This window comes from Rhodanobacter aciditrophus, from assembly GCF_050026795.1.
Classification (GTDB): Bacteria; Pseudomonadota; Gammaproteobacteria; order Xanthomonadales; family Rhodanobacteraceae; genus Rhodanobacter_A.
In genome coordinates, this window is record NZ_JALBWP010000007.1 from 177891 (window position 1) to 192161 (window position 14271).

At 70.3% G+C, this 14271-nt stretch carries 10 protein-coding genes; 5 read left to right on the plus strand and 5 right to left on the minus strand.

Annotated elements, in window-relative coordinates; translation table 11 throughout:
* Nucleotides 1-5: 5 nt before the first annotated feature.
* The 4 genes from ACQGNW_RS01385 to ACQGNW_RS01400 form a co-directional block, all read right to left on the minus strand.
* Nucleotides 6-2843 (minus strand): 2-oxoglutarate dehydrogenase E1 component, encoded by a 2838-nt coding sequence (locus ACQGNW_RS01385; protein WP_426661269.1) that lies wholly within the window; start codon nucleotides 2841-2843, stop codon nucleotides 6-8.
* 245 nt (nucleotides 2844-3088) lie between these two features.
* A complete protein-coding gene (locus ACQGNW_RS01390; protein ID WP_426661270.1) occupies nucleotides 3089-3592 on the minus strand; it encodes a DUF7931 domain-containing protein in 504 nt (167 codons plus the stop codon).
* Nucleotides 3589-4797 carry a JmjC domain-containing protein gene (locus ACQGNW_RS01395; protein WP_426661271.1) on the minus strand — a complete coding sequence of 403 codons (1209 nt, stop codon included), beginning with the start codon at nucleotides 4795-4797 and terminating at the stop codon, nucleotides 3589-3591. The genes ACQGNW_RS01390 and ACQGNW_RS01395 overlap by 4 nt, the downstream gene beginning before the upstream one ends.
* A 314-nt stretch (nucleotides 4798-5111) precedes the next feature.
* The gene (locus ACQGNW_RS01400) at nucleotides 5112-5861 is read right to left on the minus strand and encodes a sulfite exporter TauE/SafE family protein (RefSeq protein ID WP_426661272.1); all 750 of its coding nucleotides are present in this window, start codon (nucleotides 5859-5861) and stop codon (nucleotides 5112-5114) included.
* A 119-nt stretch (nucleotides 5862-5980) separates the two neighbouring features.
* Here ACQGNW_RS01400 and ACQGNW_RS01405 point away from each other — a divergent pair, with 119 nt between their 5' ends.
* The 3 genes from ACQGNW_RS01405 to ACQGNW_RS01415 all read left to right on the plus strand — a co-directional run bounded on the left by ACQGNW_RS01405 (nucleotide 5981) and on the right by ACQGNW_RS01415 (nucleotide 10410).
* Complete coding sequence (locus ACQGNW_RS01405) at nucleotides 5981-7852, plus strand: assimilatory sulfite reductase (NADPH) flavoprotein subunit (protein ID WP_426661355.1); 1872 nt, start codon at nucleotides 5981-5983, stop codon at nucleotides 7850-7852.
* A gap of 138 nt (nucleotides 7853-7990) precedes the next feature.
* The gene (cysI, locus tag ACQGNW_RS01410) at nucleotides 7991-9676 is read left to right on the plus strand and encodes an assimilatory sulfite reductase (NADPH) hemoprotein subunit (protein ID WP_426661273.1); all 1686 of its coding nucleotides are present in this window, start codon (nucleotides 7991-7993) and stop codon (nucleotides 9674-9676) included.
* Nucleotides 9673-10410, plus strand: coding sequence for a phosphoadenylyl-sulfate reductase (locus ACQGNW_RS01415; RefSeq protein ID WP_426661274.1), 738 nt, complete (start codon nucleotides 9673-9675; stop codon nucleotides 10408-10410). Before cysI ends, ACQGNW_RS01415 begins: the two co-directional genes overlap by 4 nt.
* Here the strand turns inward: ACQGNW_RS01415 and ACQGNW_RS01420 are convergent.
* Nucleotides 10376-11419 carry a LysR substrate-binding domain-containing protein gene (locus ACQGNW_RS01420; protein ID WP_426661275.1) on the minus strand — a complete coding sequence of 348 codons (1044 nt, stop codon included), beginning with the start codon at nucleotides 11417-11419 and terminating at the stop codon, nucleotides 10376-10378. The genes ACQGNW_RS01415 and ACQGNW_RS01420 overlap by 35 nt on opposite strands.
* A 379-nt stretch (nucleotides 11420-11798) precedes the next feature.
* Between ACQGNW_RS01420 and cysG the strand changes: the two genes are divergently transcribed.
* Together cysG and cysK are read left to right on the plus strand one after the other, a co-directional pair.
* Nucleotides 11799-13268, plus strand: a complete 1470-nt coding sequence (gene cysG / locus ACQGNW_RS01425; RefSeq protein WP_426661276.1) for a siroheme synthase CysG — start codon at nucleotides 11799-11801, stop codon at nucleotides 13266-13268.
* Between the two features lie 58 nt (nucleotides 13269-13326).
* Nucleotides 13327-14268 (plus strand): cysteine synthase A, encoded by a 942-nt coding sequence (gene cysK, locus ACQGNW_RS01430; RefSeq protein WP_426661277.1) that lies wholly within the window; start codon nucleotides 13327-13329, stop codon nucleotides 14266-14268.
* The last annotated feature ends 3 nt before the right edge of the window (nucleotides 14269-14271 follow it).

A 14271-nucleotide genomic window follows, 5' to 3' on the forward strand; every position in this document is an offset into this window, starting at 1 on the left:
GAAGCTTACTCCGCGGAGTGGTCGGTGCCGATCGGCGCGACCAGCGCCTGCTCGACCAGCGCGGCCTGCTCGGCGACGTGGGTGTTGAGGTGGCCGGCGGCCGGCGCCGCCGAACGCGCGCGGCCGGCGTAGGAGAGGCTGTGCTTCGGACCCACGCAGGCCTGCAGGTGGTGACGGATCTGGAACCAGGCGCCCTGGTTCATCGGTTCCTCCTGGCACCACACCACTTCCTTCGCCGCCGGGTACTTCTCCAGTTCGGCGGAGACCTCGGCGCGCGGGAACGGGTAGAGCTGCTCCACGCGCACGATGGCCACGTCGGCGAGCCCGCGCTTCTCGGCTTCCTCCAGCAGGTCGTAGTAGACCTTGCCGGCGCACAGCACCACGCGCTTCACCTTCTTCGCGGCCAGCTCGCGGTGCTCGCCGATCACCAGCTGGAAGCTGCCGCTGGCCAGCTCGTCCAGCGTGGACACCGCCAGCTTGTGGCGCAGCAGCGACTTCGGCGTCATAACGATCAGCGGCTTGCGCACGTTGCGCAGCATCTGGCGGCGGATCATGTGGAAATCCTGCGCCGGCGTGGTCGGCACGCAGACCTGCATGTTGTCCATCGCGCAGAGCTGCAGGAAGCGCTCCAGGCGGGCGGAGGAATGCTCCGGACCCTGGCCCTCGTAGCCGTGCGGCAGCAACAGCACCAGCCCGCACAGGCGGTTCCACTTCGCCTCGCCGGAGCTGATGAACTGGTCGATCACCACTTGGGCGCCGTTGGCGAAGTCGCCGAACTGGGCTTCCCAGATGTTGAGCGTATCGGGGTCGGTGGTGGCGTGGCCGTATTCGAAGGCCATCACCGCCTCCTCGCTGAGCAGCGAGTCGATCACTTCCACGTTGGCGCCGTCGCGGATCGTGGCGAGCGGCATGAAGGTGTGGCCGTCCTTCTGGTCGTGCAGCACGGCGTGGCGGTGGAAGAAGGTGCCGCGGCCGGAGTCCTGGCCGACCAGGCGCAGGTTGTGGCCGGCATCGACGACGCTGGCGTAGGCCAGGTTCTCGGCGAAGCCCCAGTCGCCCGGCTGCTGGCCGGAGGCCATCTTGCGGCGGTCGTCGTAGATCTTCGCCACGCGCGACTGCAGGACGATGTCCTTGGGCACGTCCAGCAACCGGTTGGCCAGCTCCAGCAGCTTCTGCTTCGGCAGCGTGGTGTCGGTCTTGTCCGACAACTTGCCCTTGGCGAAGCGTACCCAGTCGATATGGATGTCGCGCTTCGGGGAAGGGTCCAGCTCGGTCATCGGCTTGCCCGCTTCCAGGCGGTCGCGGTAGGCGTCGAAGCGCTTCTGCACGTCGCCGTCGGCGATCACGCCTTCGGCCACCAGCTGCTTGCCGTACAGCTCGCGGGCCGGCGGCAGCTTCTTGATGACCTGGTACATCACCGGTTGCGTGGCGGTGGGCTCGTCGGCCTCGTTGTGGCCGTGGCGGCGGTAGCACACCAGGTCGATCACCACGTCCTTGCGGAAGGTCTTGCGGAACTCGTAGGCGAGGCGGGTCACCTCGATCACCGCCTCGGGGTCGTCGCCGTTCACGTGGAACACCGGCGCGTTGACCATCTTGGCCAGGTCGGTGCAGTACATCGTGGAACGCGCGTCCTGCGGGTTGGACGTCGTGAAGCCCACCTGGTTGTTGATCACGATGTGCAGGCTGCCGCCGATCTTGAAACCGCGCGCCTGCGACATCTGGAACAGTTCCATGTTGACGCCCTGGCCGGCGAAGGCCGCGTCGCCATGGATCAGCACCGCCATCGACTGGGTGCGTTCGCCGTCGTGGCGGCGGACCTGCCGCGCGTGCACGGAGCCGGCCACCACCGGGTTGACGATCTCCAGGTGCGAGGGGTTGAACGCCAGCGCCACGTGGGTGCCGCCCTTCGGCGTCCTGACGTCGGCGGAGAAGCCCATGTGATACTTCACGTCGCCGGAGTGCGCGGGATCGTCGGGATGCTCGAAACGGCCCTCGAACTCGTCGAACAGGGTCTTCGGCGGCTTGCCGAGGATGTTGACCAGCACGTTGAGGCGGCCGCGGTGGGCCATGCCGATCACCAGTTCCTTGATGCCGTTGTCGCCGGCGGCGCAGACCACGTCGTCCAGCATCGGGATCAGGCTGTCGCCGCCTTCCAGCGAGAAGCGCTTCTGGCCCACGTACTTGGTGTGGAGGTAGCGCTCCAGGCCGTCGGCGGCGGTAAGGCCGTCCAGCACGCGCCGCTTGCCGGCGGCGTCGAGGCCGGCGCTGCCGTTGGCCTGTTCCAGCCGGGTGTAGATCCAGTTGCGCTGCGCGTGGTCGGAGATGTACATGAACTCCGCGCCGATGCCGCGCGCGTACACCTTCTTCAGGCGCGCCCACAGTTCGCGCAGCTTCAGGCGCTGGCCGCCACCAGCGTAGGTGCCGCAGTCGAACTCGGTGTCGAGGTCGGCCTCGCTGAGGCCGTGGAACGCGAGGCCGAGGTCGGGCGCCTCCATCTTGCGCGCCAGGCCCAGCGGGTCGAGGTCGGCGGCCAGGTGGCCGCGCGAACGGTAGGCCGTCAGCAGGCGCAGCACGCCGGCCTGCTTGCGCGCATGCTCGTCGCCGACCGGCGCGGCAACTGCCACATGGCGCTGCTTCTGTGCCGCCTCGATGCGCGCGATGGCGCCGGTGTGCGAGACGTCGCCGGCCTCGCGGCCCTTGAAGGTCTCGAAATACTTGCTCCACTCGGCCGGCACCGACGTGGGGTCGGCCAACCAGGTGTCGTACAGGGATTCGACGTAATCGGCGTTGCCGCCAGCGAGTTGGGAGGATTCGAAGAACTCGCGGATCAGGTTTGTACTCACGTCACCACCGGCAGGGGAAGGGAGGCTTGCGGCGATCCTTCGGCAGCGCGGATCGCCGGCGAAAAATCCTGTTAATTATAGCCTTGGGCTGCTGCGCCGCGGCAACCCACGCACGGCCCGGATCGGGCCTGCCGCAAGGGAATTCCGGCCGCGGACTGCCCCGACTTTGGTCGCAAACGGCACCCGGCCGGGCTTTGCGGCGGCCGGGGCCGGCTCTGCGACGCAAGCCGCCCGTTCAGCAGGCGCTACAAGTCGAGCGGCTGCAGCTCGCTGGCGCGGGCGGAGCGTTCCCAGATCTCGTCGAACTGCTGCTGCAAGGGCGCCTGCGCGGCGCGGTCGGCGAGCGCCATGCGCCCCTGCGGCCGGCCGGCATCCGGCAGGAACAGGTAGCCGCCGGTATCGGTGAGCAGCCAGGCACTGGTGCACTGGCGGTCCACGTCCTCCACCGGCGTGCGGATCTGGATCGCGCTGGACAGGCGCTGGAACAGCGCGACCAGCCGGTGATCGTCGCGCAGCGCGGCGGCGGGGTCGTGCAGCAGGATACGGATCCCGGCACGACGGCCGGAGGTGGCGATGCGCTTCAGCTCGGCCAGTTCCGCGTCGTTGCCGTACTCGTCGCGGCCGAGCAGCGGCAGGTGCAGTGCCAGCCGATGGCGCGCGGCGGCGAGCAACTGCAGCCGCGCGGCGGCCAGCGCCTCGCGGCCGTCGATCGCGCGGCGCCCGGTGTCGTCGTCGGCTGGCGCGTTCACCGCCGGCGCGCCCTGCGCAACACCAGGTGCCCCTCGTTGACCAGCGCCAGCAGCAGGGCGACGGCTGCGGCAGACGGCGCGGCATCGACCGCGATCTCGCGCTGCGCGCACAGCTGCCGCGCCAGCGCCGGCGGGGCCGGCCAGGCCTGGCCGTTCGCATACAGGGTGCAGCCGGACCTGCCTCGGCTCCATGCCATGCGCGACCACGGGTGGCGCAGCAGCCGCGCGCCGCCGGCGAGCTGCTTGCGCAGGGTGGCCTCGCTGGTGGTGCGCTCGGGCAGGGCCGGCGTCTGCGCGTTGCGATAGCGGGTGATGAAGCGGCCGAACCAGTCGCGCAGCGTGTCCTCGTCCAGCGCGGCGGCGAACGGCAGCGCCCGGCGCAGCCGCGTCAGCGCTGCGGCGTCGATCTCGCCGGGGGCGGTGGCCGGGGCAAGGTCGGGGTCGGCGTAGCGCTGCTCCTCGGCGAGGCGTTCGGCGAGATAGTCGGCGAGGTCGCCGGTGAGTTCCGCTTGCGAGGGCGCGCGCATGCCCACCGAGATCGTCATGCAGGGGCCGCCGAAGGCCACGCCGTCGTGCGGCACGTCGGGCGGCAGGTAGAGCATGTCGCCCGGGTCGAGCAGCCACTCGTGGTCGGGCTCGAAGTGCACCAGCTGCTTCAGTTCCACGTCGGGGCGGAAATCCTTCGGTGCCGCGGGGTCGGTGCTTATCGCCCAGTGCCGCTGGCCCAGGCCCTGCAGCAGGAACACGTCGTACTGGTCCACGTGGGCGCCAACGCCGCCGCCTGGCTCGGCATAGGAGATCATGATGTCGTCCACCCGCCAGCTCGGCAGGAAGGCGAAGGCATCCAGCAGGGCGGCCACGTCGGCGTCCCACTTGTCCACGTCCTGCACCAGCAGGGTCCAGTTCGCGTCGCCGGTCTTCGCGAAGTCGGCCTCGTCGAGCGGGCCGGTCTTCACCTGCCAGCGCCCGCGCGCCTCGTCGTGGCGGATCAGCCGCGACAGCGCGCCTTCCTCGCAGGCCAGGCCAGCCAGGTCCTCGGGCTGGATCGGCGGCACAAAATCCGGGAACGCGTTGCGGATCAGCAGCGGGCGTTTCTGCCAGTAGTCGCGCAGGAACTGCGCGGGCGGCATGCCCAGCGGCTGGCGGGCGGAGCCGCGCACTTCGATGGGTGGTGTGGTCTTGCGGGGAGTGGGGGCGCGTTTCATGCGCGCATTGTAGTGGGGTGCGGTGATGCTGTTGGCTTTCTCCCCTCTCACGCTCGCGGGTATGCGGGGAGGGGGCATGGATGGCCCTGCTTTGAGGATCGAGGAAGAGGGGTTCTTCGCTCTTCACTCGCAAGTTTCAAAGCGGTTTCGTCCGCCGGCAGGCGCTCGAAACCGCCTTGTTCCTTGCGGGCAGGCGTCCGAAACCGCCTTGTCGTCTGCGCCAGGCGCTCAAACCCGCCTTGTCGTCAGCGACAACCGCCACTTCGTGCGAACACCGAAATTCATCGCGCACCAAGTGCGCCCACAGCCAAGCCTCAATGCAGCACACGCACCGCGTTGTTGATGCCCAGCGCCAGCACCGCCAATCCCGCCAGCACGGTGGCGGCCCGAGCCGGGATGCGCCGGACGAAGAACGCGCCGAACGGCGCAGCGAGGATGCCGCCGGCGATCAGGCCCAGCACGGCCGTCATGTGGCCGGCGCCGATGCCGGCCAGGAAGCCGGTGCTGGCGGCGATGCTCACCGCGCACTTGGCCAGGTGGACGCTGCCGATCACCACGCGCGGCTGCAGTCCGCGCGCGAGAAGGGTGGTGGCGGTGAGTGCGCTCCAGCCGCCACCGCCGATCGCGTCGACGAAGCCGGCGGCAGCACCCAGCAATGGCGTGCCGCGCGGCGGTTCAGCCCGCTCGCCGGGACGCCTTGCGCCGCGCAGCAGCAGGAACAGGCCCATGCCCAGCAGGTAGGGCGTCAGCGCAACGCGCATCCATGGCGCCGGCAGGTGCACGGCCAGCCACACGCCGACCAGGGCGCCGATCACGCCCGGGATCGCCAGCGCCAGGAACAGCCTGCGCCGCACGTTGCCCGCCGCGAGGTGGCTGAGTCCCGAGGCGCCGCAGGTGAAGGTCTCGGCGTAATGCACGCTGGCGCTGGCCATCACCGGCGGCATGCCCAGGCCCAGCAGCAGCCCGGCCGAGGTCACGCCGTAGGCCATGCCCAGCGCACCGTCCACCAGCTGCGCGAGCGCACCCACGATGGCGAAGGTGAGGAATTCCGGCAGGGCGCTCATCGGCACTCGCAAGGAAACGGACGAGGCATGTCAGCACGCGCGCCGGTGCGCGGGAAATGAGCGGCCCGCATAAGCACATGACCACAAGTGTTTTCAGGCTGGCTGGCGGCGGTCATAGCATGGCCGCCAAGACGTATGGACGTCCAAAAGGAAAGATCGTGAGCGTTGCCACACGACCGATACTGCCGACGCCCGGCCTGACCGCGGAACGGGTGGCGCTGCTGCACCGGCTGACCGAGGGGTTGCCGCCCGCGGATCTGTACTGGATCTCGGCGTGGAGCGCCGCGCTGGCGGCGCAGGCCACACGGGTCGTGCTGCCGGCAGGAGCCGTCGTGGCCGAGGCGCCGAATGCGGCCACGGGCGAACGGCTGACCGTGCTGTACGGCAGCCAGACCGGCAATTCGCGCAGGGTGGCCGAGCGGCTCACCGAACGCGCCACGGCGGCTGGCCTGAACGTGCGGTTGCTGCGCACCGGTGCCTATCCCGTGCGCGAGCTTGCGCAGGAGCGCCATCTGGCGCTGGTGATCAGCAGCCAGGGCGACGGCGACCCGCCCGACGACGCGCTGGGCTTCGTCGAGTTCCTCACCGGCAAGCGTGCCCCGAAGCTGCCGTTGCTGAAGTTCGCGGTGCTGGGCCTGGGTGATTCCAGCTATCCGCAGTTCTGCGCGGTGAGCCGCCGGCTCGACGCGCGTTTCGCCGAGCTGGGTGCGCAACGTTTCGCTCCGCTTGGCGAAGCCGACGTGGACTTCGAGGCGGTCGGTGCGAGCTGGAGCGACGGGGTGCTGGAAAGGACGCGCGAGGCGCTCGGTACGCCGGCCGCGTCCGCGGCGGCCGGCCAGCGTCCGGTGGCCCTGCATGCGGTGGGCGGTGCGCTGCACGACCGTGAGAAGCCGTTCGCCGCCGAGGTGCTGGACAACCAGCGCATCGTCTCGCGCGACAGCGCGCGCGAGGTGCGCCACATCGAACTTTCGTTGCAGGGCTCGGGCCTGCGCTACGAACCGGGCGACGCGCTGGGAGTGTGGCCGTGCAATCCGCCCGCGCTGGTGGAGGAGTTTCTGCGCCTGCAGCGCCTGGACGGTGGGCAGGAGGTCGCGCACGAGGGGCGCCGCCTGCCGCTGGCGCGTTGGCTGGGGCAGGAGCGCGAACTGACGCGGCTGAGCCGCCCGCTGCTGACGGCGCATGCCGCCGCCAGCGGCAATGCCGAACTGGCGCGTGTGCTGGAACCGGAGCGGCGCGAGGCGCTGACCCGGCTGCTCGACACCGACCAGCCTATCGATCTGCTGCGCCGCCATCCGGTGAGCTGGGACGCCGCGCAGCTGGTGGCCGCACTGCGCCCGCTCACCCCGCGGTTGTACTCCATCGCCTCCAGCCCGAAGGTGGTGGGCGAGGACGAGGTGCATCTCACGGTTGCCATTCTGGAGTACCACGCGCATGGAAGCGCACACCTGGGCGCGGCCTCGTCCTTCCTTGCCGCGGCGGGCGACGAGCGGCGCGTGCCGGTGTTCGTGGAACCGAACGAGCGCTTCCGCCTGCCGGCCGACGCCAGCCGCGACATCATCATGATCGGCCCGGGCACCGGCGTGGCGCCGTTCCGTGCCTTCGTGCAGGAGCGCCAGGCCGTGGGCGCCGCGGGGCGCAACTGGCTGCTCTTCGGCAACCGCCATTTCGCGCAGGATTTCCTCTACCAGGCCGAGTGGCAGCAGGCGCTGCAGGACGGCGCGCTGCATCGCCTCGATCTTGCCTTCTCGCGTGATTCCGCCGCCAAGACCTACGTGCAGCACCGAGTGCGCGAGCACGGCCGCGAACTGTACGCCTGGCTGCGCGAAGGCGCCCATCTCTACGTATGCGGCGACGCGACGCACATGGCGAAGGACGTGCACGAGGCGCTGGTCGATGTGGCCGTCGCCCACGGCGGGCTCTCCGCCGAGGACGCCCGCGACTGGCTGGCCGAGCTGCTGCAGGAAGGGCGTTACGCCCGTGACGTTTACTAATGCGCTCATCCTTGAACGCGGGAATCAAGAGGCTGCCATCCATGGCCGCACTCGAGGAGTTCGTGCGCTCATCCATGAACGCGGGAATCGGGAAGCGGCCATCCGTGGCCGCACTTTCAAGATAAGCAAGCCATTCTCATGCCCTCCCACCTCGAAGACATCAAGACCGCCAGCCGCTTCCTGCGCGGCACCATCCTTGAAGGACTGGCCGATCCGGTCACCGGTGCGATCGGCGAGGACGACAACAAGCTGCTGAAGTTCCACGGCAGCTACCAGCAGGACGACCGCGACCTGCGCGACGAGCGCCGCCGGCAGAAGCTGGAGCCGGCCTACGCCTTCATGGTGCGCGCGCGCCTGCCGGGCGGCGTGATGACGCCGGCGCAGTGGCTGGCCTTCGACGGGATCGCCAGCGACTACGCCTCCAGCGGCCTGCGCATCACCACGCGGCAGACCTTCCAGTGGCACGGCATCGTCAAGCGCAACCTCAAGCCCACCATCGCCGCGATCAACGCCGCGCTGGCCAGTACCATCGCTGCTTGCGGCGACGTCAACCGCAATGTGGTGTGCAACACCAACCCGGTGCAGTCGCAGGCGCACGCCGCCGCGTATGCCTGGGCGGCGAAGCTGTCCGAGCACCTGAAGCCGAAGACCCGCGCGTACCACGAGATCTGGCTGGACGGCGAGAAGCTGGTGGGCGAGGCTGCCGCGGCCGAACACGAGCCGCTGTACGGGGCCACCTACCTGCCGCGCAAGTTCAAGATCGGCGTGGCGATCCCGCCACTCAACGACATCGACGTGTTCGCCCAGGACCTGGGCCTGATCGCGATCGTCGAGCAGGGCGAACTGGCCGGCTTCAACGTGGCGATAGGCGGCGGCATGGGCGCCACCCATGGCGATCCATCGACCTATCCGCGCCTCGCCGACGTGATCGGCTTCGTGCCGCCCGAGCGTCTCGTGACGTTGGCCGAGGCCACCATCGCGGTGCAGCGCGACTGGGGCGACCGCGAGGAGCGCAAGCATGCGCGCTTCAAGTACACCATCGATACGCGCGGCTTGGCCGCGGTGCAGGCGGAGATCGAGCAGCGCGCCGGCTTCGCGCTGGAACCGGCGCGGCCGTTCCGCTTCGAACACAACGGTGATCGCTACGGCTGGATCGAGGGCCACGAAGGCCGCTGGCACCTCACCCTGCAGGTGGAATCCGGCCGCTTGCTGGACACCGGCGAGGCGCGCTGGCTGAGCGGCATGCGCGAGATCGCGCGCGTGCACACGGGCGACATCCGGCTCACCTGCAACCAGAACCTGATCATCGCCAACGTGGAGGCAGCCGACCGCGCGCGCATCGACACCATCGTGGCGGCGCACGGCATGGACGGCTACCGTCGCAACAGCGGCATCCGCCGCCACGCCATCGCCTGCGTGGCATTGCCCACCTGCGGGTTGGCGATGGCCGAGAGCGAGCGCTACCTGCCGCAGCTGCTGCCGAAGCTGGAAGCCTCGCTGGACCGTCACGGCCTGCTCGATGCGCCGATCCTGCTGCGCCTGTCCGGCTGCCCGAACGGCTGCTCGCGCCCGTACCTCGGCGAGATCGCCCTGGTGGGCCGCGCGGTGGGCCGCTACGACCTGCGCCTGGGCGCGGATTTCCGCGGCCAGCGGCTCAACCAGGTCTACCGCGAGAACGTCGACGAGCCGACCCTGCTCGACGCGCTGGACCGGTTGTTCGCGCGCTATGCCGGCGAACGCGCGCCGGGCGAACACTTCGGCGACTTCCTGCTGCGCAGCGGCGTGCTCGCACCGAAGAAGATCGCGCTGGGGATCATCGCATGAGCGTACCGGTCCTTCCTGCCGACGGCGACGACATCGAGGCGCTGCTCGCGCTCAACCACTGGCTGGCGCACCGTGACGCCGAGGCGCGCGTGCGCTGGATGCTGGAGCACGTGCCGGGCGCGCACGCGCTGTCTTCCAGCTTCGGTGCGCAGGCGGCGGTGTCGCTGCACCTGCTGGTGAGCCAGGCGCCGGACATTCCGGTGATCCTGGTCGACACCGGCTACCTGTTTCCCGAGACCTACCAGTTCGTCGACACGCTGAGCGCGCGGCTCGCGCTCAACCTCAAGGTCTACCGCCCGGCGATCGGCCGCGCCTGGGCCGAGGCGCGCTACGGCAAGCTGTGGGAACAGGGCATCGAGGGGCTCGACCGCTACAACCGCATCCGCAAGGTGGAGCCGATGCAGCGCGCGCTGGCCGAGCTGGGCGTGCGGGGGTGGTTCGCCGGCCTGCGCCGCAGCCAGTCGCGCAGCCGCCGCGCCATCGATTTCGTCGAGTGGCGCCCGGCGGCGTCAGGCACGGGCCGCTGGAAGCTGCATCCCATCGCCGACTGGAGCGACCGCGACGTGGGGCGCTATCTGCAGAAGCACGGCTTGCCCTACCACCCGTTGTGGGAGCAGGGCTACGTCTCCATCGGCGACACCCACACCACGCAGCGCTGGGAGCCGGGCATGGACGCCGAGGACACCCGCTTCTTCGGGCTCAAGCGCGAGTGCGGCCTGCACGAACTGCCGTGAGCGGTGCCGCCGTTGCAGCGTGTGCCGCGACGGCATCCTGGCGCTCGCGCCAGTGCGGCACGCGAGGCGGCGTCTCCGGCACGATGCCCAGCGTGAGCAGGCGGCGCACGTCGTTGCGGTCCAGGTGCGGTGCGAACTGCGCGATCCATTCCAGTGTGTAGTCGCGCAGCACGCTGTCCTTGCGCAGCACGATCCACGTGGTGCACAGCGGCAGCAGCGCGTCCGCCTCGATCACGCGCAGGTCAGCGTCCTCACCCGGCTGCAGCGCCATCTCGGCCAGCACGCCGATGCCAAGGCCGGCACGCACGTAAGTCTTGATGAGGTCGGCGTCGGCGGCGGTCATCGCGATCTGCGGCGCGAGCCCGGCGGCGGCGAAGGCGCGACGCAGCGAGGATTCCGGCCGCTTCGAGGAGTCGTAGCTCACCAGCGGTTGCGCGGCCAGTTCGGCCAGGGTGGGAGCACGACCCAGCGTGGCGAGCGGGTGGCCCTGCGGCACCAGCACCACGCGGCTCCAGCGATAGGCGGGCAGGGCGATGCCGCCGGCCGGCGCGGCGCCGGAGGTGCTCACCACGGCCAGGTCGACGCGGCCGCTTTCCAGCAGGGCCAGCACCTCGGCGTCGCCGCTGGGCTGCAGGTGCACGCTGACTTGCGGGTAGCGGCGGTTCAGCGCGGCGATCGAGCCGGGCAGGGCGAAGCGCGCCTGGGTGTGCGTGGTGGCGATGCGCAGCTCGCCATGCGCCTCGTTGCGCAGGTTCGCCGCGATCGAGCGGATGTTCAGCGCCTCGGCCAGGATCACCCGCGCGCGCTCGATCACCCGCACGCCGGCGTCGGTGATCGCATCCAGGCTCTTGCCCTTGCGCACGAACAGCTGCAGGCCGAGTTCGTCCTCCAGCTGCTTGAGCTGCTTGCTCACCCCGGGCTGGGTGGCATGCACGTGTTCCGCGGCGGCGGTGATGTTGAGCCGGCAGTCGGCGATGGCGACAAGGTAGCGAAGCTGGGTCAGGGTCATGGCGATCCAGGAAATCGGGGCGGCGGGAGATGCGGTGTGGCAGCGAGCTGCACACGCATACATCGCGTCGTCCTGGCCTGCGTGACGCCGGCGCTGGATGGGCTGGATTCGGCACGGGTGATGGCCATGCGGTCGAGTGTATATGCATTTTTGTTCGGACGTCTATCCGTATAAACGTGCATAAATGCGCTGATTGCTGCGCGGCTTCCCATGCCTTCCGTTCGCTCCAGTCGCGCTGGCCGGCGGCGGGCCGCGCCCGGCATGAGCGGAGTCCGGGTTCATGCTGCTGCGGCATATGTGCCGGCGCGATCGTCATTTCCGCGGGCGAGGCGCGACACGTAGCGTGACCCGTTCCAGGGCCATGCCGTCGGAACCCGCCATGAAGCTGTATCCGCTGTTCGCCGATCTGTCCCGCCGCGCCGTGCTGGTGGTGGGCGGCGGCGGCGTGGCCGAGCGCAAGGTTGCCGCCTTGCTGGCTGCGGGCGCGCAGGTGACCGTGGGTGCGCCGGAGCTGACGCCGCAATTGCAGCGCTGGGTGCGCCAGGGGCGCGTCGCGCATCGCGCCGGCGAATTCACGCCGGGCTGGCTCGACTACGTGTGGCTGGCGGTGGCCGCCACCTCCGACCGCGCCTTGAACGCCCGCGTCGCGGAACTGGCCGGACTGCGACGCGTGTTCGTGAATGTGGTGGACGACGCGGAGCTCTCCAGCTTCCACGTGCCGGCGGTGATCGACCGCGCGCCGCTGGTGGTGGCGATTTCCAGCGGCGGCGCCGCACCGATGCTGGCGCGGCTGGTGCGCGAACGGCTGGAAACCCTGCTGGACCATTCGCTGGGGCCGCTGGCGCTGCTGGCCGCGCGCCTGCGCAGGCGCATCCGTCGGCGCCATCCGGATCTCGCCGCGCGGCGGCGTTTCTACACGGAGCTGTTCACCGGGCCGGTGGCCGCACTGTTGCGCAAGGGACAGGCCGCGCAAGCCGCCGTCGCCGCCGAACAGGCATTGCGCGCCGCGCCCATCGGGCAAGCCGGCTCGGTGGTGCTGGTGGGCGCCGGCCCCGGCGATCCGGGCCTGCTGACCCTGCGCGGACTGCGCGCGCTGAACGAGGCCGACGTGATCCTTCACGACCGCCTGGTGAGCGCCGAGGTGCTGGAACTCGCGCGCCGCGACGCCGAGCGCATCGAGGTGGGCAAGCAGGCGGGCCACCATCACGCCGCGCAGGACGAGATCCACGCACTGCTGCTCGAGCATGCGCAGGCCGGGCGCCGGGTGGTGCGGCTGAAGGGCGGCGATCCCTTCGTGTTCGGCCGCGGCGGCGAGGAGCTGGAGTTCCTGCGCGACCACGGCATTCCCTACGAGGTGGTGCCCGGCATCACCGCCGCGCTGGCCTGCGCCGCGCACGCCGGCGTGCCGCTCACCCATCGCGATCACGCGCAGTCGGTGCGCTTCGTCACCGCGCACTGCCGCGATTCGCTGGACACGCTGGACTGGCGCGCGCTGGCGCAGGAGCGGCAGACCCTGGCGGTGTACATGGGCGTGGCCGGCCTCGAAGGGTTTCGGGAGCAATTGCTGGCGCACGGACGTGCACCCTTCACCCCGTTCGCCCTGGTCGAGAACGGCACCCGCGCGGACCAGCGGGTGGTCACCGGCACCCTGGCCAACCTGCCCGAACGCGCGCAGGCGCATGCGGTGCGCTCACCCGCGCTGCTGATCCTGGGCGAAGTGGCCGCGCTGGCCGGGCGCCTGGCCTGGTTCGGTGCGCCGCCTCTGGGCGAAGCGCTTGCCGCACCGCCGCGCCTGCGGCCGCTGCGCACGACCCCGGCAGCCTGCGAACCCGCCCGCCGCCGCGCTTGACGAAAACATTGCACCACCGCGCGCATGATCGCGTGCGGCCATCATCCGGAGCCCCGCCATGATCCACGACAGCATCCTCGACACCATCGGCAACACCCCCATCGTGCGCCTGCATCGACTGGCACCGAAGCACGTGGAGCTGTACGTGAAGGTGGAGGCGTTCAACCCCGCCGGTTCGGTGAAGGACCGCCTCGCGCTCGCCATCATCCTCGACGCCGAGCAGCGCGGCACGCTCAAGCCTGGGCAGACCGTGATCGAGGCTACCTCGGGCAACACCGGCGTGGCCCTGGCGGCGGTGTGCGCGGCGCGCGGCTATCCGTTCGTGGCGGTGATGAGCGAGACCTTCTCGATCGAGCGGCGCAAGTTGATCCGCGCCTATGGCGGCAAGGTGGTGCTCACGCCCGCCGCCGCGCGCGGCACCGGCATGGTGAAGTTGGCCGAAGAGCTGGCGCGCAAGCACGGCTGGTTCCTCGCCAGGCAGTTCGAGAACCCGGCCAATCCGGCTTACCACCGGCAGACCACCGCGCCGGAGATCCTGCTCGACTTCGCCGGCCGCCGCCTCGATTACTTCGTCAGCGGCTGGGGCACCGGCGGCACGCTCACCGGCGTGGGCGAGGTGCTCAAGGTGGCGCGGCCGGAAGTGAAGGTGATCGGTGCGGAACCCGCGGTGGCCGCGCTGCTGGCCGGCAAGGACTGGGCGTCGCACAAGATCCAGGGCTGGACCCCGGACTTCGTGCCCGCCGTGCTGAACGCCAAGGTGGTCGACCAACTGGTGACGGTGGACGACACCGTGGCCCGCGACACCTCGCGCGCGCTGGCGCAGCAGGAAGGCATCTTCACCGGCATCTCCTCCGGTGCCACCCTGGCCGCCGCGCTGCAGGTGGCGCAGACCGCGCCCGAAGGCTCGGTGCTGCTGGCCATGCTGCCGGATACCGGCGAGCGTTATCTGTCGACCTTCTTGTTTGAGGGTGTCAACGAGGGCTCGGACGAGGTGGGGTGAACC

Coding starts and splice junctions, on each gene's coding strand:
- cysK (WP_426661277.1), top strand. CDS start 13,327: ATGATCCACGACAGCATCCTCGACACCATCGGCAACACCCCCATCGTG.
- ACQGNW_RS01405 (WP_426661355.1), top strand. CDS start 5,981: ATGGCCGCCAAGACGTATGGACGTCCAAAAGGAAAGATCGTGAGCGTT.
- ACQGNW_RS01415 (WP_426661274.1), top strand. CDS start 9,673: ATGAGCGTACCGGTCCTTCCTGCCGACGGCGACGACATCGAGGCGCTG.
- cysI (WP_426661273.1), top strand. CDS start 7,991: ATGCCCTCCCACCTCGAAGACATCAAGACCGCCAGCCGCTTCCTGCGC.
- ACQGNW_RS01395 (WP_426661271.1), bottom strand. CDS start 4,797: ATGAAACGCGCCCCCACTCCCCGCAAGACCACACCACCCATCGAAGTG.
- cysG (WP_426661276.1), top strand. CDS start 11,799: ATGAAGCTGTATCCGCTGTTCGCCGATCTGTCCCGCCGCGCCGTGCTG.
- ACQGNW_RS01420 (WP_426661275.1), bottom strand. CDS start 11,419: ATGACCCTGACCCAGCTTCGCTACCTTGTCGCCATCGCCGACTGCCGG.
- ACQGNW_RS01400 (WP_426661272.1), bottom strand. CDS start 5,861: ATGAGCGCCCTGCCGGAATTCCTCACCTTCGCCATCGTGGGTGCGCTC.